This window comes from Pseudacidovorax sp. RU35E, from assembly GCF_900156165.1.
Taxonomy (GTDB): Bacteria; Pseudomonadota; Gammaproteobacteria; order Burkholderiales; family Burkholderiaceae_C; genus Xenophilus.
Window position 1 is genome coordinate 67,537 of the sequence record NZ_FTMY01000001.1, and the last position, 24,552, is coordinate 92,088.

The 24,552-nt window shown below is 72.2% G+C and carries 1 protein-coding gene (only partly in view); it reads left to right on the top strand.

The window, feature by feature from the left end; genetic code table 11:
• Nucleotides 1–24,552 carry the 5' portion of an Ig-like domain-containing protein gene (locus tag BXA03_RS00310; protein ID WP_076503210.1) on the top strand. The gene runs 12,075 nt beyond the window's last position, so only the first 24,552 of its 36,627 coding nucleotides appear in the window; it begins with the start codon at nucleotides 1–3; its stop codon lies off the right edge, out of view.

The window sequence follows — 24,552 nt, forward strand, 5'->3', positions numbered from 1 at the left end:
ATGGACACGCGCGTCAAGGGCAAGGGTGGGCAGGACAACGGGCGTGCGCGCAGCGGCGGCACTCCCGAACGGGCAGAACCGGTACCGGCGCTGCGCATGCTCACGCAGCGCATCCGCGAGGTCCTCGCGGGCCGGGGCCTGCGAACCGTGCGCCGCGCGCCCGCCGCCGCGGTGGCCACGCGGCCCACCTTCGAATCCTTCGAGCCGCGCGTGCTGCTGGCGGCCGATCCGGTGGTGCCGCGCGTGGACGGCAACCTGGACGTGGCCGGCGAGGTCGACCGCTACAGCTTCACCGTCGCGCAGGACGTGCGGGTCGTCTTCGACTCGCTCACGTCCAACGGCAACATGCGCTGGACGCTGCAGGGCCCCAGCGGCAACCTGGTCGACGACCGGGCCTTCAGCAACAGCGATTCCTACGACGTCGGCGGCGACGTGGCCATGAGCCTGCGGCCCGGCGACTACACGCTGTCGGTGCGCGGCGTGGGCGACACCACCGGCGCCTATGCCTTCCGGCTGCTGAACCTGTCCCAGGCCACACCGCTGCAGATGGGCGCGCAGGCCAGCGGCCGGCTGGACCCGGGCAACGAGACCGACGCCTTCTCCTTCGCCGGAACCGCCGGCCAGTCGATCTTCCTGGACATGCAGTCCATGAGCGGCGGCGACGCCAGCTGGCGGCTGATCGACCCCTTCGGCCGCAACCTGGGCAACGTGCGCTACCTCGGTGACGACATCGGCCGCATCGAGCTGCCCTACGACGGCAGCTACACCCTGCTGGTCGAGGGCCGCAGCTGGCAGACCACGCCGATCGACTACCGCTTCCAGCTCCATGCCGTGCAGGACGCGAAGGAGCAGCCGCTGGTGCCGGGTGAGGCCCAGGGCATGGCCGCTCAGCGGGTCCCGGTCGACACCGGCAGCGCCCTGCAGCTCAACGGGCTGCAGCAGGTGCGTGCGGACGTCGATGCCTCGCTCGACCTGCGGCGCACGGTGACGATGGAGACCTGGGTGCGGGTCGACCGCTTCGACGCCACCTGGACGCCGCTCATCCACAAGGGCACCGGCGCCCTCGGCGAGCGCACCTATTCGATCTGGCTGCGCTATGACGGCGCCGTGCACCTGAGCACCTACGACGGCGGCGAGCAGGTCGCCACCACCGAGGGTGGCGTGATCGACACCGGCACCTGGCACCACATCGCGGCCGTCGTCGACCGCGACGCGGGGCGCATGCGCGTGCTGGTCGATGGCGTGGAGCGCGCCAGCGCCGACGTGCGCGGCGGCGACGCCATCGACAGCAGCGGCAAGCCGCTGACCATCGGCTATCCGGTGGAAGGCGACGCCTCCTACGGCGGGCTGGTGGGCGCGGTGCACGACCTGCGGGTCTGGTCGGTGGCGCGCAGCAACGAGGACATCGTCGCCAGCATGGGCGCGGCGCTGGACGGCACCCAGGCCGGCCTGGTGCTCAACCTGCGCTTCGCCGAAGAGGGCGGCGACCAGCTGGTCAACACCGTGGCCACGGCCGGCGCGCCGCAGGCGAGCCTGGTCGCGGCGGTGGAAGGCGCCATCGCCCGGCGCCTGGACACGCCCGGCCAGGTCGTCGAATACCGCTTCACGCTCGGCAGCGCCCAGCGCCTGTACTTCGACAGCCTGAGCAACAACGGCAGCCTGCGCTGGAGCCTCAGCGGCCCGCGCGGCAGCGTGGTCGCCGACCGCCGCTTCGACGGCAGCGATGCCGACCAGGGCCCCGGCGTGCTCGCGCTGCCCGCAGGCGACTACACGCTTCGGGTGCGCAGCACCGGCGACCAGGCGCAGGACTTCGCCTTCCGCCTGCTGCCGCTGGCGGCGGCGCAGGCCCTGACGCTGGACACCGAGGTCGAGGCCGTGCTGGGCGTGGCCCGCGAGACCCAGGCCTTCCAGTTCCAGGCGGGTGCCGGCGAGCGTCTGTTCTTCGACAGCCTGGGCCGCTCGGGCAACGATGTCGTCTGGCGCCTGATCGACCCGCTGGGCCGGCTGATCTTCGGGCCGACCGGCTTCTGGCAGGACGTGGACACGCTGGAGCTGGGCACGGCGGGCGTCTACACCCTGCTGCTCGAAGGCCGTTCCTGGGCCACGGGCATCAGCCGCGCCACCTTCGCGGTGCGCAAGGTGCTGGACGAAGAGCGGGCGCTGGCGGTCGGCGAGCGGGTCAGCGGCGCCCTCGCCATGCCCGGCCAGAAGCAGCGCTTCACCCTGCGCGTGGACACCGCCGGCAGCTTCGTGCTGGATGGCATCGATGCCGAAGCGAGCGGCATCCGCTGGCGCGTGGACAGCGCCGCCGGCACGGTCATGGCGCCGCGTTCGCTGCGCGACGACGGTCCGCAGGTGCTCAACCTGGCAGCTGGCGACTATGTGCTGACCCTCGATGGCGACGGTGACACCGCCGGCCGCTTCGACTTCCGGCTGCTCGACCTGGCCACCGCCACCGCGCTGGACGCCGAAGGCAAGGGCGTTGCCGACCTCGACCAGGGCACCGAGCTGCAGCGCTTCGCCTTCGACGCCCAGGCCGGCGACCGGGTGCGCTTCACGCCGCTGAGCAGCACGGGCACCGCCCCCAACTGGTGGCTCATCGACCCCAGCGGCCGGCCTGTCTTCGGCCCGGCCGGCTTCTACACGCAGGACGTCGAGCTGCAGGCCACGGGCCGCTACGTGCTGCTGACCGATGGCCCCTACTACGCCACCGATCCGTCGAGCTACGCCTTCCAGCTGGTGACGCAGGACAACACGCCGCCCGAGGCGCTGACCGGCCAGGCCATCGACCTGGGCGGCACGGTCACCGGCAGCCTGGCCAGCCCGGGCGATGTGCGCGACTTCGTCTTCACCATCGCCCAGCCCACGCGCCTGCTGTTCGACGGGCTCACCCAGAACTGGGGCTTCCGCTGGCAGCTCGACGGCCCGCGCGGCGAGGAGTCGCCCGTGCGCGACTTCGGGTACAGCGACTCCTACTACGCCGGCGACCAGGAGGCCGTGGCGCTGGTGCTGCCCGGCACCTACCGCCTGCGTGTCTCGGGCAACGGCGCCACCGGCGATTTCGCCTTCCGGCTGCTGGACGTGGCCCAGGCGCAGGACCTGACGCTGGGCCAGAGCGTTACCGCCACGCTGCAGCCCGCCAACGCGACGGCGCTCTATGCCTTCGACGCCGCCGAGGGCGACCGGCTGTTCTACGACGCCCAGCGCGTGACGGTGGGGGCCTACTGGCGGCTGTTCGATCCGCTGGGCCACCTGGTGCGCAGCTACCAGTACGGCTACTACGACGCGGGCGACATCGCGCTCACCGCCACCGGCCGCTACATCCTGGCCATCGAAGGCTATTACCAGGAGGGCGCCCCCTCCGGCGAAGTGCAGTTCGCCCTGCATGCCGCGCGCGACCAGACCGCGCCCCTGACCTTGGGCGAGCGCGTGGACGGCAGCGTCGCCGCACCGGGCGAGCGTCGCATCTACGAATTCAGTCTGGACCGCGAACGCCAGCTCTACCTCGACGCCCTGGCCGGCTCGGGCCTGCGCTGGCGCCTGCTCGACGGCGTCGGCCAGACGCTGGCGGACCAGAGCTTCGACTACGGCGATGGCTACTACGGCCCGGGCGTGTTCGACTTGCAGGCCGGCGACTACCAGCTGGTCGTCGACGGCCGCGGCGATGGTGGCACGGGCGACTTCGCCTTCCGCCTGCTGGACCTGGCCACGGCGCAGTCCGTCGTGCCCGGCACCGCCTTCAGCGGCCAGCGCGCCCCGGCCTCGGGCGCCGTGCTGCTGGCCTTCGACGCGCAGGCCGACCAGCGCTTCTACTTCGACGCCCAGCAGGGCGATGGCAACGGCAACTGGTGGCTGGTCGATCCCTACGGCCGCACCGTGTGGGGCCCGACCGACCTGGGCAGCGACGTGGACGTCACGACGCTGGCGCTGGCGGGCCGCTACACGCTGATCGTGGATGGCTATTCCAGCCAGACGGGCATGGCGGCCTTCCGCTTCAACGTGCTGCCGGCGGCCGACAACGCGGCCAGCCTGGGTCTGGGCGAGGCCGTGGCCGGCCGCATCGACCAACTGGGCGAGCGCGACGTCTACACCGTCGAGGTCGCGGCCGAGACGCTGGTGTATTTCGACAGCCGCACCAACAACGGCAACCTGCGCTGGTCGCTCACCGGGCCGCGTGGGCCAGTGGTGGGCAGCACTGCCTTCAGCAGCAGCGACTGGTACTACAGCCCTGGCGCGCTGCTGCTGCCCGCGGGCAGCTACACCCTCACGGTCGACGGCGTGGGCGCCACCACCGGCGACTACGGCCTGCGCCTGCTCGACCTGGCCCAGGCCGGCGAGCTGCAGTCGGGCGTGGCGGTGGACGGCAGCCGCTCGCCCGGCAATGCCGCCCAGGCCTGGCGCTTCGATGCCCAGGCGGGCGACCGCCTCTTCCTGGACCTGCTGGCCAACAGCGACGGCAACAGCACCTGGCGGCTGATCGATGCCTACGGCCAGACCGTCTGGGGCCCGCAGGGCCTGGGCGACATGGGCCCGACGGTGCTCACGGCCAGCGGCCGCTACACCCTGCTGGTGGACAGCTGGCCCGGCAGCACGGCCGATGCCACCTACCGTTTCATTCCGTACCGCGTGCAGGACGCCACCCAGGCGCTGGCCGGGCTCGGCCAGACCATCAGCGGCAGCATCGCGTCGCCGGGCCAGAAGCAGCGCTACACCTTCACCCTGTCGCAGGACCAGCGCCTGTTCTTCGACAGCCTGACGCGCAACGGCAGCATCCGCTGGAGCCTTGTTGGCCCGAAGGGCACGGTGGCCAGCGACCAGACCTTCGAAAGCAGCGACTGGGCCTACGGCCCCGGCGCGCTCGACCTGGTGGCGGGCGACTACACCCTCACCGTGGCGGGCGACGGCGCCACGCTGGGCGACTTCGCCTTCCGCCTGCTTGACCTGGCGCAGGCCACGCCCATCGAGGTCGGCACCGCCGTCAGCGGCAAGCGCACGCCCGGCAACGCCGCCGATGCCTGGCGGTTCGACGTGGCCACGCCCGGCCGCTACTTCTTCGACACCACGGCCAACAGCGAGGGCAGCACCCGCTGGCGCCTGATCGACCCTTACGGCCGCGCCGTCTGGGGCACCGACACCTTCGGCGACCGCGCCCTCACGCTCGACGCGCCGGGCCGCTACACCCTGCTGGTGGAAGGCTGGAGCGGCTACACCGCCGATGCCACCTATGCCTTCACCGTCCAGGCGGTCACCGACGGCAGCCAGGCCCTGACGCTGGGCCAGACCGTCGCCGGCCGGCTGACGCAGCCCGGCCAGACCCAGGCCTACACCTTCGACCTCGCCGCCGATGCCCGGCTGCTGATGGACAGCCTCAGCTACAGCGGCAACCTGCGCTGGAGCCTGGACGGCCCCGGCGGCCTGCTGGTCGATTCGCGCGCCTTCAGCGACAGCGACTGGTACAGCAGCATCGACGCGCTCAACCTCACGGCCGGCCGCTACACGCTGCGCGTCTTCGGCAACGGCGACACCACGGGCGACTTCGGCTTCCGCCTGCTCGACCTGGCGGGCGCGCAGGCGCTCGCGCTGGGCAGCACGGTGGAGACGGTGCGCACTGCGCCCAACCAGGCGACGCTGTTCGGCTTCGACGGCACGGCCGGGCAGTCGTACTTCTTCGATGCACTCGCCAGCACGGGCGGCAGCGTGGCGTGGCGCCTCTACGGCCCGGACGGCCGGCGCGTGTGGGGCCCACAGAATTTCGACGACGTCGACGTCACCAAGCTGACGGCCACCGGCCGCTACACGCTGGTGCTGGAAGAGCGGGCCGATGCCACCACCGCTACCACGCAGCGCTTCGCCGTGCTGCCGGTGCAGGACGGCAGCCAGGCCATGGCCGTGGGCGACACCGTCAACGGCAGCATCGGCGCGCCGGGCCAGCGGCAGGTCCACACCTTCAGCCTCGGTGCGGCCAGCCGCCTGGTGATGGATTCGCTCAGCAGCCGCAACAACCTGCGCTGGTCGCTGGAAGGGCCCACGTCTGTCTCCTCGCGCAGCTTCCTGGGCAGCGACGCGGGCAACATCGGCGGCAGCACGCTGCTGGCCCTGGCACCCGGCGACTACCGGCTGGTGGTCGATGGCGACGGCGACGCGGTGGGCGACTATGCCTTCCGCCTGCTCGACCTGGCCAGCGCCCCCGCGCTGGCACTGGACACCGACAGCACCGTCACGCTGGACCCGGCCAACGGCACGGCGCTGCGCGGCTTCGAGGCACAGGCCGGCGACCAGATCACGCTCGACCGCCTGAGCCTGTCGCCCACCAATGCCGACCTGCGCTGGCGCCTGTACGGCCCCACCGGCGTGCTCGTGATGGGCCCCGAGGGCTTCAACGACCGCAACCTCACGCTGGCCACTGGCGGCCGCTACACGCTGCTGCTCGAAGGCCAGCCCGGCCAGAGCGGCAGCACCACGCTGGGCCTGGCCGTGCGCCGCACGGCGCAGACGCCGCCCGAGACGCTCACCGGCACGGCCTTCGGCCTGGGCGACACCGTCACGGGCAGCATCACCGCCGCGAACGGCACGACCGACCACCTGTTCACGCTGGCCGCGCCCACGCGGGTGCTGCTCGACGGCCTGAGCACCAACACCGCCTTCCGCTGGCGCCTGGACGGCCCGCGCGGCGAAGAGGTGCCGCTCACCGCCCTCTATGCCGATTCGTACGACGGCGGCCCGCGCGCGGCCATCGACCTGCCCGCGGGCACCTACCGGCTGCGCATCTCGGCCGTGAGCAGCGTCACCGGCGACTACGCCTTCCGCCTGCTCGACCTGGGCCAGGCCACGGCGCTGACGCCGGGCCAGTCCACCACCGTCACCCTCAACCCGGCCAACGGCACGCAGGCCCTGGCCTTCGACGCGACGGCCGGCCAGCGCTACTTCTTCGATGCCACCGACGGCGGCGGCGGCGACACCTACTGGCGCCTGCTCGACCCGCAGGGTCAGCCCGTGTGGGGCCCGGCCTGGCGCGGCAGCGACCAGTCGCTGGTGCTCACGCAGACCGGCCGCTACACGCTGCTGGTGGAAGGCCGCTATTACGTCGGCGGCACCGCCAGCTCGGTCTTCACCGTGCATGCGGTGACCGACACCACCGAGGCGATGACGGTGGGCAGCACGGTCAGCGCCAGCCTCACCCAGCCGGGCCAGAAGCGCAGCCACACCTTCACACTGGCCCAGGCCGGCGGCTACCTGTTCGACAGCCTCGTCAACCAGGGCAGCATCCGCTGGACCCTCACCGGCCCGCAGGGCACGGTGGCCAGCAGCATCGCCTTCTCGGGCAGCGACTGGTACTCGGGCCCCGGCGTGCTGAAGCTCGCTGCCGGCGACTACACCCTCACGGTGCAGGGCGACGGCGACACCACCGGCGCCTATGCCTTCCGCCTGCGCGACCTGGCCGGCGCCCAGGCGCTGGACATCGGCACGGCGGTGCAGGGCAGCCGCACCCCGGGCGCGGGGGCCGACCTCTACCGCTTCGATGCCGCCGCGGGCGACAGCTGGTACTTCGACGTGCTGGCCAACAACGACGGCAACACCAACTGGCGCCTGCTCGACCCGCAGGGCCGCGTGGTGCGCGGGCCGGCGGGCTTCGGCGATTCCGGCCCCTTCACGCTGGCGCAGGCCGGCCGCTACACGCTGGTGGTCGAAAGCTGGCCGGGCACCACCGGCACCAGCACCTACGGCTTCCGGCTCAACAAGCTGAACCTGGGCCGGCAGGCGATCGCGCTGGGCAGCCGCTTCGAGGGCAGCATCGCCCAGGCCGGCGACCGGCAGGTCTTCACCTTCTCGCTGGCCGAGGCCAGGTCCGTGTACGTGGACCTGCTGGCCTATGCGGACAACCTGAGCTGGTCGCTCAAGGGCCCGCAGGGCCTGCTGGTCGACCAGCGCCGGCTCTACAGCACCGACTCGGCCGACGGCCTGAGCCTCTTCGTGCTACCGCCCGGCGAATACGAGTTCACGCTGCAGGGCGCAGGCGAGGGCACCGGCACGGCCGCCTTCCGCCTGCTCGACCTGGCCCAGGCCACGCCGCTCACGCCCGGCACCGCCGTCGGCGGCACGCTGGACCCGGCGACGCAGACGCAGATGTATCGATTCACCGCGCAGGCGGGCGAGCGCTTCTTCTTCGACGCCATCAGCGCGACGGGCGGCGACAGCCGCTGGCGGCTGCTCGACCCCTACGGCCGGCAGGTGTGGATCGCGGGCCTCTCGGATGTGGCCGCGATGGACCTGGCCTACACCGGCACCTACACGCTGCTGGTCGAAGGCCGCTACTACGTCAACGGCACCGCCAGCTACCAGGTCAACGTGCAGCCGGCCCCGCGCTCGCAGGACGTGCCCATCAGCGTGGGCGGCGAGCCCGCGGTGCCCGGCCCCGACCTGGTGGTGCGCAACATCACGGTGGTGCCCGAAGGCGGCACGCTGCAATCCGGCGGCCGCGTGACGGTCAGCTGGGAAGTGCTGAACGACGGCGACCAACCGGCCACCGGCCTCTGGCAGGACCGGCTGATCGTGCGCAACCTCGACCGCAACCAGGCCGTGGGCAATGTGCTGGTCGACTACGCGGACCTGGGCGCCAACCCGGCCGCCCTGCAGCCGGGCCAGTCGCGCAGCCGCAGCGTCACGTTGACGCTGCCGGCCGGCAATGCCGGCGCGGGCAACCTGCGTTTCGAGGTGGCCACCGACGTGGCCAACAGGGTGGAAGAAGCCGGCGGCGCCGCCCGCGGCGAGGCCAACAACCAGCTCACGCAGACCGCCGTCTCGCAGCTGGTGGCCTACCCCGACCTGCAGGTGCGCGACCTGGCCGTGGAGCCGGCCGGTGCCTTCGCGGCCGGCGCCAGCGTCACCGTGCGCTGGAAGGTGGCCAACACCGGCGACGGTGCGGCCAATGCGGGCTGGACCGACCGCCTGCAGGTGCGCGACCTGGACACCGGCGCCGTGCTGCTGCTGCGCGACGTGCCCCACACCCTGGCCGCCGACGGACCGCTGGCCGCCGCGGCCGAGCGCGCGCGCAGCACCACCTTCAGCTGGCCTGCCGGCGCGGCCGGGCTGGGCCGCTTCGAATTCAGCGTGGTGGCCGACGTGTCCGACGCCGTGTTCGAGAACAACGCCGCCGGCAATGCCGCCAACAACAACGGCGCCACGCTGGCCCTCACGTCGTCGGTCGACCTGTCGGTGCAGGACCTCGCCGTGGTGCCCGCCGCCCCGGGCTCGGGCGACACCGTCACCGTGCGCTGGACCGAGCGCAACGGCGGCGCCGCCGCCACCGCCGGCAGCTGGAACGACCGGCTGATCGTGCGCAACCTCGACACCGGCGAGACGCTGGTGAACACCGCCGTCGCCTACGACCCGACGCTGCCCGGCAATGCGCCGCTGGCCGCGGGCGGCGCGCTGGCGCGGCAGGCCAGCTTCACGCTGCCCTCGGGCGTGCGCGGCGCCGGCCGCATCCAGGTGCAGGTGATCGCCGACTCGGCGGCCAACGGCGCCGACACCTTCCGCGAATACAACGCAACCGGCGAGTACGCCGAGGGCAACAACGGCGCCACGCTCCAGTTCACGGCGCAGCTGCGCAACTACGCCGACCTGCGGGTCGAGTCGTGGACCGCGCCCGACAGCGGCCGTGGCGGCAACACCATCTCCGTCAGCTGGACGGTGGCCAACCGCGGCGGCGCCGACGCGGCCGGCGGCTGGGCCGACCAGATCGTGCTGAGCACCGACGCCATCCTCGGCAATGCCGACGACCGCGTGCTGGCCATCGTGAGCCGTGCCACTGGCCTGGCCGTGGGCCAGAGCTATGTGGAGACGCGCGACATCACGCTGCCGCTCTTGCAGGGCAATGTGTCGCTCTTCGTGCGCACCGACAGCGGCAACGTGCTGGCCGAGCCCGACACCCGCGCCGACAACACGGCCGTGCGCAGCCTGGCGCTGACATCGCCCGCGCCCGACCTGGTGGTGGAACTGGTCTCCGCCCCGGCCACGGCCAGCAGCGGCCAGCCGGTGGAAGTCTCCTGGCGCGTGCGCAATCAGGGCGAGACCACGGCCAACGGCACCTGGAAGGACGCCGTCTACCTTTCCTCCGACGACCGGCTCGATGCGGGCGACGTGCTGCTGGGCTCCTTCGTGCGCAGCGGCCCGCTCGCGGCGGGCCAGAACTACAGCGTGCGCCAGCAGGTGGGCCTGCCCTTCGAGCTGACCGGCAACTACCGGCTGCTGGTGGTCACCGATGCCGAGGACGCGCTGGTGGAGCAGGGCGGCGCCAACAACGCCACCGCGGCTTTGGCCGTGACCACGCTCACGCCCACGCCGTCGCCCGACCTCGCCGTCTCGGCCGTGCGCGTGGCCGACACCGCGCCCGTGGGCAGCACCGTCACCGTGGCCTGGACGTTGGCCAACACCGGCGAGGCCACGGCCAGCGGGCCGTGGATCGACCGCGTCTACCTGAGCACCGACGGCAGCCTCACCAACGCCCAGCTGCTGGGCGTGCTGCGCCACACCACCGCCTTGGCGGCCGGCGCGCAGATCGATCTCAGCCTCGACGTGGCGCTGCCGCTGCGCGCCGACGGCGCCCTGCGCATCGTGGTCGTCAGCGATGCCGACGGCCAGGTCTACGAGGGCCGGCGCGAGGCCAACAACAGCGCCGATGCGCCCATCACGCTCACCCACCGCGACCTGGTGGTGAGCGCGCTGGACGTGCCGGCCGCGGCCCGCTCGGGCGACGTGGTGCGCGTGACGCGCGAGGTGCGCAACGCCGGCAGCGCGCCGGTCTCCGGCGCCTGGATGGACCGCTACTACCTCTCGCGCGACGCCGTGCTGGGCGCGGGCGACGTGCTGCTGGGCGAATCGGCCCAGAGCCGCAGCCTGGCCCCGGGCGAGGCCTACACCGATGCGCTGGACCTGACGCTGCCGCTGGAGCTCTCGGGCGACTGGTTCGTCATCGCGGTGGCCGACGCCGGCAATGCTGTGGCTGAGTTCAACGCCGAGGACAACAACACGCGCGCCAGCGCCGTGGCGATCACGCTCGCGCCCTATGCCGATCTGGTGGTGAGCAACGTCAGCGCGCCCGCGCAGATCATCGGCGACCCCGGCCGCATCACCGTGGGGTGGACGGTCACCAACCAGGGCACCGGCGCGGGCCGCATCAGCCACTGGGTGGACAGCGTGGTGGCGGTGGACACCATCACCGGTGCCGAGACCGTGCTCGGCCGCTACGACCACGACGGCGCGCTGGCGGTGGGCAGGAGCTACCAGCGCAGCGAGACGATCTTCCTGCCCGCCGGCACCAGCGGCCGCTACCGCGTCGAGGTGCGGGCCGATTCGACCGCGCAGGTGTTCGAAAACGGAGCCGAGGCCAACAACACCGCCGCCGCGCCGGCGCCGATGGACGCCATGCCCCGGCCCTATGCGGACCTGCAGGTGACGGCGCTGGATGCGCCGACGGACGCCCGCTCGGGCCAGCTGCTGCAGGCCACCTGGACTGTGACCAACAAGGGCATCGGCCGCACCGACACCGAAGGCTGGACCGACCTGCTGTTCCTCAGCACCGATGCCGAGGGCCGCAACCGCATCGCCACGGCAGGCGTCGACCACCTGGGCGTGCTGGCCGCCGACGGCGCCTACCAGCGCAGCGCCGGGGTGCGCGTGCCCGACGGCTATTCGGGCCCCGTCTACGTGGGCGTGCAGACCGGTGGTGCCTACGAGTTCATCTTCGGTGGCAACAACACGCGCGTGGCCGGCCCGGTGCAGGTGGCACTGGCGCCCGCGCCCGATCTGGTCGTCACCGCCGTGGGCGCGCCCACCGCCGCGGTGGAGGGCGACACCATCGCCATCCGCTGGGTGGTGGCCAACCAGGGCGAAGCCCGGGCCGAGGGTGGCTGGCGCGACGTGGTGCTGCTGCGCAAGCTGGGCGATGCCAATGCCTCGCCCATCATCCTGGGCAGCTTCGACTATCCCGACGGCCTGGACGCCGGCAAGCAGTACGAGCGCACCGAGCGCTTCCGCCTGCCCAGCCGCATCGAGGGCGCCTGGCAGGTGGTGGTGGGCACCGATGCCGCGGCGGCGGTGTACGAGGGCGTCTTCGGCGGCGCCCGCGAGACCAACAACACCACCGGCGCGCAGGACGCACTCACGCTGTCGCTCAAGCCCCGGCCCGACCTGCAGGTGCAGACCATCGAGGCACCCGAGCGTGTCTCTGCCGGTGCCACGGCGGGCGTGAGCTTCGTGGTGGTCAACCGCGGCTCTGTGGCCACCGACACGCCGCGCTGGCGCGACAACGTCTACCTGTCGGTGGACGACAAGCCGGGCGCCGACGACATCCTGATCGGCTCGCTCGACAACGGCTCGGCGCTGGACCCGAACGCCAGCTACCGGACCACCACCGCCAGCATCGTCATTCCCGAGCGCTTCCGCGGCCAGGGCTACATCCTGGTGATCGCCGACGCCAGCGGCAGCGTGGACGAATACCCCAGCGCCAACGAGGCCAACAACTACGCCGTGCGCGCCATCTACGTCGAGCCCAAGCCGCAGGCCGACCTGCTGGTGGGCCGCGTGGTGGACGGGCAGATCCAGTCCTCCGTCGTGGCGCCGGCCCAGGCCGTCTACGGCGGCGAGATCGAGGTGCGCTTCACCGTCACCAACCGCGGCAGCGCCGTGACCAACAAGCCGCAGTGGAGCGACTCGGTCTGGCTCACCACCGACAAGACGCGCCCCAACCCGGGCGGCAACGGCGGCGTGCTGCTGGGCACCGTGGCCCACACCGGCGCGCTGGCCGTGGGCGAGAGCTACGACGTGGTGATGAAGGTGCGCATCCCGCAGCAGATCGCCTCGGGCACCTACTACATCACGCCCTGGACCGATGCCTTCGATGCCGTCATCGAGGACACGCTGGCCATCAACATCAACAACGACGACCCGGAAGAGGCCGACAGCAACAACTACAAGGCCCGCGCCATCGACATCATCGGCACGCCCGTGCCGCCGCTGCCCGACCTGCGCGTGACCGAGGTGACCACCAGCGCCACGGCCGCGCAGCCGGGCTCGGTCGATGCGCCCTTCACCGTCAGCTGGACGGTGCAGAACTTCGCCGAGGGCGCCGCCGCCGGCGACTGGTACGACACCGTCTTCGTGCACGACACGCCCAACCTGGGCGACCCCAATGCCAAGGTCTGGACGCTGGGCACCTTCCAGCGCCCGGGCGAGCTGCTCTCGCTGGAGAAGTACACGCAGACGAAGCAGTTCGACCTGTCGCCTGCGGTCAAGGGCCGCTATGTGACGGTGATCAGCGACGTGGGCTATCCCTATCCGTCGCTCGCCGAATCGAACGAGACCAACAACAGCCGCACCGTCGCCGCCGAGGTGGTGGCCCGGCCGGCCGACCTGAAGGTGGTGGCCGTCACGGCGCCGGCGCAGAACTTCTCGGGCGAGAAGACCACGGTGAACTGGACGGTGCGCAACGACGGCGCCGCCGTCTGGAGCGGCACGCGCCTGTGGGCCGACACGGTGTGGATCTCGGCCTATCCGACCTTCAGCTTCGCCACGTCCACCCGCCTGGGCACCACGGTGCACAGCGCCGCGGGTGGGCTGGGTGCGGGCCAGAGCTACACCGCCAGCGCCGAGGTGCAACTGCCCGCCGGCATCGGGGGCGACTACTTCATCTACGTGGTGGTGGACGACCCCGACTACCGCGGCAGCCTGGTGCCCGACGCCGACGCCGGCAGCAACGAGGACAGCCGCAGCTTCTTCGGCAGCCATGCCTTCGAGGCCGCGGGCGGCACCAACAACCTGGGCCGTGGCGACATCCCGGTCACCTACCGCGAGCCGGACCTGCGCATTTCGGCCCTGCAGCTGCCCAGCGGCGAGCTGCGCTCGGGCCAGACGGTGAACGTCAGCTTCACCGTGGCCAACCAGGGCACCCGCGACACGCGCCAGCAGTACTGGGTGGACCGCCTCTACCTGTCGCGCGATGCCTCGCTGGACCCGAACGACCTGCAGGTGGCCGAGTTCACGCGCTATGGCGCGCTGGCCGCCGGCCAGAGCTACGAGCGCGCCGCCAGCTTCGTGCTGCCGGGCGATGCGGACGGGCCCTTCTACCTGATCGCCTTCTCCGATGCGAGCGTGCGCGGCGTGGTGGGCGAGGGCACGGCCTCGCCGGTGCAGGTGGGCCAGGTGCGCCTGGGCCAGGACGCGGTGCCCGAGTTCCGCGACGAGGGCAACAACGCGATGGTGGTGCCCATCACCGTCAAGCTGAGCCCGGCGGCCGACCTGCAGGTGACGGCCGTGGGCAGTCCGCAGGAGCGGGTGCGCACCGGCCAGTCGCTGACGGTGAACTACACCGTGGGCAACCTCGGCGGCGCCGCCACGCCTTCGGGCGACGTGGAGTGGGAAGACCGCATCTACCTGTCGGCCGACGAGTTCTTCGACCCCAATGCCGACCGCTACCTGGGCAGCGTGAGCCACCGCGGCGTGCTGCCTCCGGGCGGCAGCTACGACGTCAGCACCACGCTGCGCCTGCCGCGCGAGCTGCTGGGCAGCTACTACATCTTCGTGCAGACCGACGTGCCCCGCAGCAGCATCGAGCCGCGCGGCAAGGTGTTCGAGTCGACGAAGGAGAACAACAACCTGCGGGCCTCGGCGGCGCCGGTGCTGATCGAGCTGCCCCCGCCCTCCGATCTGGTGGTGGACGACATCGCCGTCGACGGCGGCCTGACCAGCGGCGAGAAGGCCTCGATCCGCTTCACCATCAAGAACGACTCGGGGGTGGATGCGCAGGGCAGCTGGAGCGATTCGGTCTACCTGTCGGCCGACGGCGTGTGGGACCTGGGCGACGTGCTGCTGGGCCGCGTGGCCCACACCGGCGGCTTGGCCGCCGGCGCCAGCTACCAGGCCCTGCTCGATGCGGTGGTGCCGCCGGCCAAGGCCGGGCAGTACCGCATCATCGTGCGGCCCGACATCTACGACGAGGTGTACGAGGGCGTGGACGAGCGCAACAACGTGCGCGCCTCGGCCGACCCCATCACCGTCACCGTGCCCGAGCTGCGGCTGGGCGTGCCGCTGTCGACCACGCTGTCGCCCGGCGAGCAGAAGCTGTTCCGCATCGTCGTCGGTGCCAACGAGACGCTGCAGTTCGCGCTCGACTCGGCCGACGCGCTGTCGGCCAACGAGCTCTACGTGCGCTACGGCGACGTGGCCAGCGGCTTCGCCTTCGACGTCGGCGCGCAGGACGTGCTGTCGGCCAGCCCGCGGGCGCTGGTGCCCTCGACGACGGCCGGCGAGTACTACGTGCTGATCCAGGGCCGCTCGGGCAGCCAGACCCAGGTGCCGGTCACGCTCACGGCCAAGGCGCTGCCTTTCCAGATCACCGACATCAGCCAGGACCAGGGCGGCGACAGCCGCTGGGTCACGGCCACCCTCACCGGTGCGCGCTTCCAGCCGGGGGCGCTGGTCAAGCTGGTGCGGCCGGGCATCTCCGAGGTGGAGCCGGCCCGCTACGAGGTGATCGACGCCACGAAGATCGTCGCCACCTTCGACCTCACCGGCCAGCCGCACGGGCTGTACGACGTGGTCGTCACCAACCCCGACGGCAGCACCGCGGTGCTGCCCTACCGCTACCTGGTCGAGACGGCCATGGAGCCGGACGTGACCATCGGCCTGGGCGGCCCGCGTGTGCTGCCCGCGGGGCAGACGGGGCTGTACGGCATCTCGCTGCAGAGCCTGACCAACGTCGACACGCCCTACGTCTATTTCACCTTCGGCATCCCCGAGATGGGCGACAACGCCAAGGTGTACGACCTGCCCTTCGTCACCTTCAACTCCAACGTGCGCGGCTCGCCCGACGGCACACGCAGCGACGTGGGCTGGTCCAGCCTGGACAGCGAGGTCAACCAGGGCGGCTACATGCTGGCGCCCGGCTTCGCCATGGACGTGGCGGCCGGCGGCTACGTGGGCATGAGCTTCACCGTGGCCACCTACCCGGGCATGAAGGCGCTGGCCGACCGCGACTTCGAAGGCTTCAAGCGTGCGCTCTACGACGCGCGCCCCGACCTGGCCAAGGCCGATGCGCTGGCCGGCGGCGTGGCCTCGCTCACCGGCGACCTGAAGGAGATCTTCGACAACCCGCAGGCCGAGGTGCCGGACAAGTGCGCCATCCTGTTCATTCCCTTCCGCTTCAACGTGATGGCCTCGGCCACGCCGCTGACGCGCGAGGAATTCATGGCCATGCAGGCCGCCCAGGCCATCCGCCTGCGCACGGCACTGCTGGCGGCCAACGCCGATCCGCAGAACAAGAACAAGCCCAATGCGGCGCTGGTCAACCTGGCGGCCGACCGCGACACCTGGGTCAATGCCTACATGGCCGCGCTGGAGGAGGGCGGCATGCTGCGCCCCGCCGACGAGGCACCGCCCATCCGCCGCGACCCCAAGGTGCAGAGCATGATGTCGGTGCTGGCCAGCGGCGTGCTGGTGGGCCCGGCGGGCAGCACCATCGCCAGCCCGTCGAGCCTGACGGCCTTCTTCGCCCAGGTGCACCAGTGGTACGGCGACACGCCGGGCGCCAAGGCGCCGCTTGCGGGCGTGGACCTGCGCTCGTCCGACGAGTGCGGCGAGTACGCCATTCCCATCCCCGAAGTGCCCAAGGCCAAGGACTTCGACCTGGGCATGTCGCACCCGACCTACTTCCAGGCCTTCAACGTCTTCTCGCCCTGGCTGGGTTTCGATGCCAACGTGGCACTGCCGGACTTCGCCTCGGTCATCGCCGACAGCAGCATCACGCCGCTGACGCTGCAGCAGTACTTCGAGCAGGCGGCGCAGCAGCAGGGCGCGGCCGCCATCAGCGGCCCGCAGGGGCAGGGCGCCGACAGCGTGGTGCCGGCCGGCACCGCGCTGCCCTACACCGTCACCTTCCGCAACGAGGCGCAGACCACGGCCAACGAGGTGCGCATCGTCACCCAGCTCGACCCGGCACTGTCGCCGCGCAGCTTCCGCCTGGGTGACCTCAAGATCGGCGACATCACGGTCAGCATTCCCGGCGAGCGGGCCAACTACCAGGCCGACATCGACCTGCGGGCCTCGCGCGGCTTCGTGCTGCGCGTGAGCGCCGGCATCGACACCACCACCGGCATCGCCACCTGGCTGCTGCAGGCCATCGACCCCGAGACGGGCGAGGTGCTGCGCGATGCCACCCGCGGCCTGCTGCCGCCCGACACCGCCCAGGGCGGCGGCGCCGGCTTCGTCACCTGGACCGTGAAGACCGCCTTCGGCGCCGCCACGGGCGAGTCGATCGACGCCTCGGCCCGGGTGCTGATGGACAACCAGGCGCCGGTGGAGACCAACACCGTGCGCCACCGTCTGGACGGCGCCGCGCCCGTCACCACGCTCACCGCCACCCAGCTGGTGGCCGGCAGTGGCGACTACGACGTGCGCTGGAGCGCGGTGGACGAGCCCGGCGGCTCGGGCGTCAAGCACGTCACGGTGTACGTGCGCGACACCACGACCGGCAGCGAGACCGGCTGGAAGATCTGGAAGCGCCAGACCGCCGACACGCAGGGCGTGTACGAAGGCGAGGCCGGCCACACCTATGCCTTCCTGGCCCTGGCCACCGACAACGCCGGCAACCGCGAGCAACCGCCCGCGGCCGGCGTGCCCGACGACGGCAGCAGCACCAACCTGGGCAACCTGCCCAGCGTGGGCGGCACCACCGTGGACGTGGGCGAGCCGCCCGCGCCGACGGCCACCCCGTCGACCAATGCGCTGTTCACCCAGGCCGAGCGCGGCGTGCCGGCGCTGCAGCCCGCCTCGCCCTCGCTCTTCACCCAGGTGCTGGCGCCCTTCACCGGCGCGGCCTTCGGCACCGGCGTGCTGCAGAGCCTGGCCGGCATCGGCCCGCTGGCGCTGCTGGAGCGGGCCGACGGCCAGTTCATCGTGAGCGGCGGCGGCACGCGCGGCAGCCTGTACCTGTTCGACCAGGACGGCGGCCGGGCGCTGGCGCCGCTCACCACGCTCGACACGCCCATCTACGACCTGGCCTGGGACGGCCAGGGCGGCCTGTGGGCCACCTCCGGCGGCGGCGCACTGCTGGAGCTGGACCCGGTCAGCTACCAGATCCGCAACCGCTACGGCGACGGCCTGACGCAGTCCCTGGCCTTCGATGCGAAGGCGGGCGTGTTCTACGTGTCGTCCAGCAACGGCGTCGAGCGCTTCGACCCGGTCACCCGCCGCTTCGCGCACTTCAGCGACACGCGGGTGGACGACCTGGCCGTGGCGCCGGACGGCAAGCTGTGGGGCAGCCGCTGGCCGCAGCGCGGCGAGCTGCTGAGCTTCGACAGCAAGGGCCGCGCGCAGTCGCAGCTCAAGCTCGATGCGGCGCTCGATTCCATCGCCTTCGGCCAGCCGGGCACGCAGTTCGAGGGCCTGCTCTTCGTCTCCTCGAAGAAGCGGGTGGGCGACACCGGCGCCAGCCTGTACATGGTGGACACCGTCACCCGCCGCAGCGTGGCCCTGGCCACGGGCGGGCCGGGCGCCGAGCAGCTGCTCACCACCCGCGACGGCCGCCTGCTGGTGGCCAATGGCAGCCAGGTGGACGTGGTGGCACCGCTGGTGGCACCCAAGGTGGCGCGCACCAGCCCGGCCGAGGGCGCGCTGGTGCCGCTGCCCATGGGCGAGATCCGCGTCACCTTCGACCACGACATGCAGGCCGCCAGCGCCGCGGCCGCCGGCTCGGTGGTCAACCCCGACAGCTACACGCTGACGCGCGACGGCCAGGCCCAGGCGATCCGCAGCATCCGCTGGGACGCCGCCACCCGCACGGCCATCCTGCGCGTGGACAACCTCGACCCCGGCGCCGTGGTGCTCACCGTCAAGGCGGGCGTGCGCAGCAGCCAGGGCCTGGGCATGCAGGAGGCCTTCACCACCGGCTTCCTGGCGGTGAGCGACTTCTCGCCCTATGTGCGGCTGGACTTCGAGGCCACGCGCTCCGACCGCGCCAGCGGCACCACCAGCTTCGACCTGCGCGTCACCAACATCGGCAGCTTCGACCTCAAGGCGCCGCTGATGCTGGTGCTGGACCCGTCGCAGTACTTTGCCGGCATTCCGCTGGGCGCCACGGCCTCCAACGGCCTGTGGCTGCTGGACCTGGGCCTGACCGGCGCCGGCCTGGCGCCGGGCCAGTCGACCACGGCCACCACCGTCACGCTGTCCAACGGCGGCGGCCAGCGGGCCGAGCTGGGCACCGGTATCTATGCCGTGCCCTATGCCAATGCGGCGCCCATCATCCAGAGCACGCCGCCGACCACCGCCAAGGTGGGCGAGGCCTTCACCCATCAGGTGCAGGCGGTGGACCCCGACGGCACCGGCCTGCGCTACCTGCTGCTCGATGCGCCGCAGGGCATGAGCATCGACGACAGCGGCCTCCTGAGCTGGACGCCGCAGGTCGGCACGCCGGCCGCCGCCCAGGTGGTGCTGCGCGTGGTCGATGCGCGCGGCGCCTCGGCCACCCAGTCCTTCGGCCTCACCGTGGCGGGCGGCAACCGCGCGCCCATCATCCAGGGCCTGCAGGCCGAATACACCCTGCGCGAGGGCGAGCTGCTGCAGATCCCGCTGGATGCGCAGGACGTGGACGGCGACCCGGTCGCCTTCGCCATGGACGGCCTGCCGCCCGGCATGGTGTTCGACCCGGTGGGCCGCACCATCCAGTGGCTGCCCACCTACGCGCAGGCCGGCGTCTACCGCGACCTGCGCGTGCTGGCCAGCGATGGCCGCCTCACCACCGTCGGCGCCTTCCAGGTCACGGTGCTCCCGGCGAATGCGCCACCCATGATCGACGGCGTGCCGCCGCGCACCGTGCGCGAGGGCGACCCCATCCGCATTGCGTTGAAGGCCGAAGACCTGGACGGCGACACACTGCGCTTCAGCAGCCCCAACCTGCCGCCCGGCGCCTTCCTGAACCCCAACACCGGCGTCTTCGAATGGACGCCTGCGTCCACCCAGGCGGGCCGCTGGCAGGTGGCCATCTGGGCCAGCGACGGCAAGGTGCGCTCCGAGACAGTGCTGGACTTCACCGTCACCAACGTCAATGCCGCGCCGGTGTTCGACAGCCTGGTGGGCCTGTCGGTGCTGGAAGGGGAGGCGATCAGCTTCCGCGCCTTCGCGCTGGACCCGGACAACCCCGGCTACGTGACGCCCGACCGCACCGTTGGCGGAACGCTGGTGGAGCTCGAAGGCAACCCCGCGCCCACGGTGCGCTACGAGGCCCTCTCGCTGCCCGAGGGCGCGAGCTTCGACCCCGTGACCGCGCTGCTGCGCTGGACGCCCGGCTACAGCCAGGCCGGCACCTACGTGCTGCGCTTCCGCGCCACCGACGACGGCAACGGCACCGGCCAGCCGCTGGCTACGGAAGTCTCCGTGCCGGTGGTGGTGCGCAATGCCAACCGCGCGCCGGTGCTGCCCGAGCTCGGCACGCAGACCGTGCAGAAGGGCGAGGTGCTGGAGCTGCCCATCGCCATCACCGATCCGGACGGCAATGCGCTGGCGATCCGCTTCGAGGGCCTGCCGCGCTTCGCCACCTATGTGCCTGGCGCGACGGCCGGCACGGGCGTGCTTCGCATCGCCCCGGGCGAGCGCGACCGCGGCGACTTCGTGGTCACGCTGGTGGCTACCGACGACGGCGACGGGCAGGGCAGTGCGCTGGCACTGTCCACCACGCGCACCTTCGTCATCAATTCCGAGTCGGCGAGCGAGCCGCCGCTGCTGGCCGTCATCGGGCCCAAGGTGGCCGTGATCGGCCAGCCGCTCAGCTTCACGGTGCGCGCCACCGACATGGACCAGGACGCGCTGACGCTGGCCGCCAGCGGCCTGCCCGACGGCGCCACGCTGGAGCCGGGCGTGGTCTACGGCACGGCGGTGTTCACCTGGACGCCCACCGCGGCCCAGGCCGGCCTGCACAGCGTGGGCATCACCGTCACCGATTCGCAGGGCAACCGCGACCAGGCCCAGGTGGCCATCACCGTGCGGGCGGCCAATGCCGCGCCGGTGCTGCTGCCCATCGGCGACCGCCGCGTGGCCGAAGGTGCGGACCTCGTCGTCGACCTGGCCGCCCTGGCCAGCGACGGTGATGGCGACGCGCTGACCTGGAGCGCCACCAACCTGCCGCCCGGCGCCACGCTGGACGCGGCCACCGGCCAGCTGCGCTGGTCGCCCAACTATTTCCTGGCGGGCGAGTACCGCGACATCGTGGTCACCGTCTCGGACGGCGCGGCCAGCGTGAGCGACCGCTTCTCCGTCACGGTGGACAACACCAACCGGGCCCCCATCCTCGTCGGCATCCCGCCGCTAGGCGGGCAGGAAGGCCAGCTGCTGCAGTTCACGCTGGTGGCGGGCGACCCGGACAACGACGCGGTCGCCTATGCCGCCGTGGGCCGGCTGCCGGCCGGCGCCTTCTTCGACGCCGCCACCGGCCGCTTCGAATGGACGCCGTCCTTCGACCAGGCGGGCGACTACACGCTCAACTTCGTGGCCCGCGACGGCGCGGGCGCCGAAAGCCAGCTGGCCGTGCGCGTGGGCATCGCCGACGTCAACCGCGCGCCGGTGCCGGTGTTCACCAACCACCAGGTCGCCTTGGGCGAGACCCTGCGCTTCACGCTCGGCGCCACCGACCCCGACCTGAACGAGACCCTGCGCTTCGGTGCCCGCGGCCTGCCCGAAGGCGCGACGCTCGATGCGCAGACCGGCGAATTCGTGTGGCGACCAGGCCCCGGCCAGGCCGGCGACTACCTGGTGATCGTGAGCGTGAGCGACGGCAAGTCGGTCACCGAGCGCGGCCTGGCGCTGCGTGCCACCACGCTGCCGCAGGGGCCGAGCGTGAACGTTTCGCTCACACCCAGCTTCCCGGTGGTACCGGGGCAGCAGGTGGCCATCACCGTACTGGCCGATGCCTTCTCGGCCGTGGGCAGCCGCAGCCTCAGCATCAACGGCGCTGCCGTGGCGCTGGACGCGCGTGGCCGCGTGGTCTTCACGCCGCCGGCCAGCGGCCTGTACGAGCTGGTGGCCACGGCCACCGACCTGGACGGCTACGTCAGCACCACGCGCAGCCTGCTGAAGGTGCGCAATCCGCTGGACAGCGCGGCGCCCGTCGTCTCGCTGGACGAGGGGCTGTCGGGCCGCCAGATCACCGCGGCCACCGCGCTGCTTGGCAGCGTGCAGGACAGCAACCTCGAAAGCTGGCAACTGGCCATCGCCCGTGCCGGCAGCAGCGACTTCCGCGTCGTCGCCAGTGGCAGCGCCGTGATGAGCGGCAGCCTGGCCACGCTCGATCCGGCCGGCTTCGAGGCCGGCGCCTATGTGCTGCGCCTCAGCGCCACCGATGTGGCCGGCCGCAGTGGCGTGGCCGAGCGCAGCGCGGAGCTGCGCGCCGCCGCCGATGCCAGCCGCTACCTGCGCAGCGACACCGACTTCAGCGCCACCCTGGCCGGCCATGTGCTGGACTTCACCCGCCGCGCCGACTCGCTGGCCGCCGACCGCGCCGGCAGCTTCGGCGAAGGCTGGCGCCTGGCCTGGCGCGACCTGGACTTCGGCACCGACCTGCCCGCGGGCGGCAGCGAGGCCGAGGGCCTGCACCCGGCCCTGCGCCTGGGCACCCGCGTCTTCGTCACCCTGCCCACCGGCGAGCGCGCCGGCTTCACCTTCCGCCCCGTGGCCGAGATGCTGGGCGGCGTGCAGGTCTGGCGCCCGCAGTGGGTGGCCGACAGCGGCGTGGCCTGGCAGCTCGAATCGGCGCGGCAGCTGTTGGCGCGTGCCAGCGACCGCTTCTACACGCAGGACGGCAGCCAGCCCTACAACCCGGCCGGTCTGCTGGGCGAGCGGGCGCAGTACACGCTCACCGGCCCCGACGGCACCCGCTATGAATTCGCGCTGAAGCGCGACGGCAGCGGTGGCCAGGTGACGGCCATCGTCTATGCCGACGGCGTGCGCCTGACGGTGACCGACAGCGGCGTGGCCGCCACCAACGGCGACGCGCTGAACTTCATCCAGGATGCGGGCGGACGCATCGCCGGGGTGCAGAGCAGCGATGGCCGCGTCTTCACCTACGAATACGACGCCGACGGACGCCTGGTGGGCGCGCGCAACCTGGCCGCAGCCACCTCCACCCGCTATGCCTACGACGCGCAGGGCCGGCTGATGCTGGCCAGCACCGCCACCGGTGGCGGTGCGGCGCAGGGCGAAGCGGTGCGCTATGGCGCCACGACGCAGGTGCTGCCGCTGGATGCCGACCTCGGCGCCGCATTGGCCTACCTGGCTGCAGGCCGCAGCGGCAGCCTGGCCGCGGGCGAGACCGACCGCTACGCCTTCAGCGTGCGCGAGAGCGAGGTGCGCTCCACCGCCGGCGGCGCCGTGCTGCTGGGCGTGGAGGTGACGGGGCAGGACGGCCTCGCGCCCGCCCTGCCGCAGATCGCCGGCCTGGTGCCGGTGCTCACCCAGGTGCAGGGCAACAAGGCCCTGGCCCTGTTCCGCGTGGACGCCGCCGGCCTCAAGCTGCTGGAAGTCGCGGGCAGCGGTGCGGGCACCTACAGCCTGCGCCTCTTCGTGGCCGGCGACATCAACGGCGATGCGCGCGTCGATGGCCGCGATGCCGACGCCATGGCCACCGCCCGTGCCGGCGCCTACAGCGCCGCCGCCGACGTGGACGGCAATGGCCGCGTCGACAGTGCCGATTCGCAGCTGCTCTATGCCAACCTGGGCTATGCCGCCAACCAGGCGCCGACCATTGACGCCGCCACCTTCAAGACCCATGTGGACCTGGCGGCCGAGCGCAGCGTCGCCCGCCTGCTGCACGACGCCGAGAACGACCGCCTGAGCCTGCGCGTGGTCGGCGCGACCCAGGGCACGGCGCGCATCGCGGGCGATGGCCGCACGCTGCAGTTCGTGCCGGCGGCCGGCTTCACCGGCAGCGCCAGCATCACGCTGGTGGCCGACGACGGTTATTCGGCCTCCACGCCCACGGTGCTGAACTTCACCGTCAGCGACGCGAAGCTGCTGTCCATCGACTTCGACCTGCGCGCGCTCAAGCTGCGCGCGGGCGAGCAGCAGTCCATCCGCCTGATCGGCGACTTCGAGGACGAGCAGGACGTGCTGCTGCCGGCCGACTACGTCACGCTCACCAGCAGCAACGCAGCGGTGGCCACGCTCTCGAGTGGCGGCCAGCTGCGCGCCGTGGCCAACGGCAACAGCATGCTGGTGGCCACGCGCGGCAGCATCGGCGCGGCCACGGCCGTGTCGGCGGGCGTGCCCACCGACCCCAGCGGCCTGCTGGCGTACTACTTCGGCATCGACGCCTACCCCGACGCCATCGCGCTGACCCCTGGCGCGCCGCGTCAGATGGTGGTGCAGAACGGCGAGGGCACCTTCGTGCAGTCCTCGGCCAGCGGTGCCCGCTACCTGATCGGCGACAGCACCATCGCCACCGTCGACGCCGAGGGGCGCCTGGTGGCGCTGCGCGTGGGCGAGACCACGATCACGGTCATCTTCCGCGGC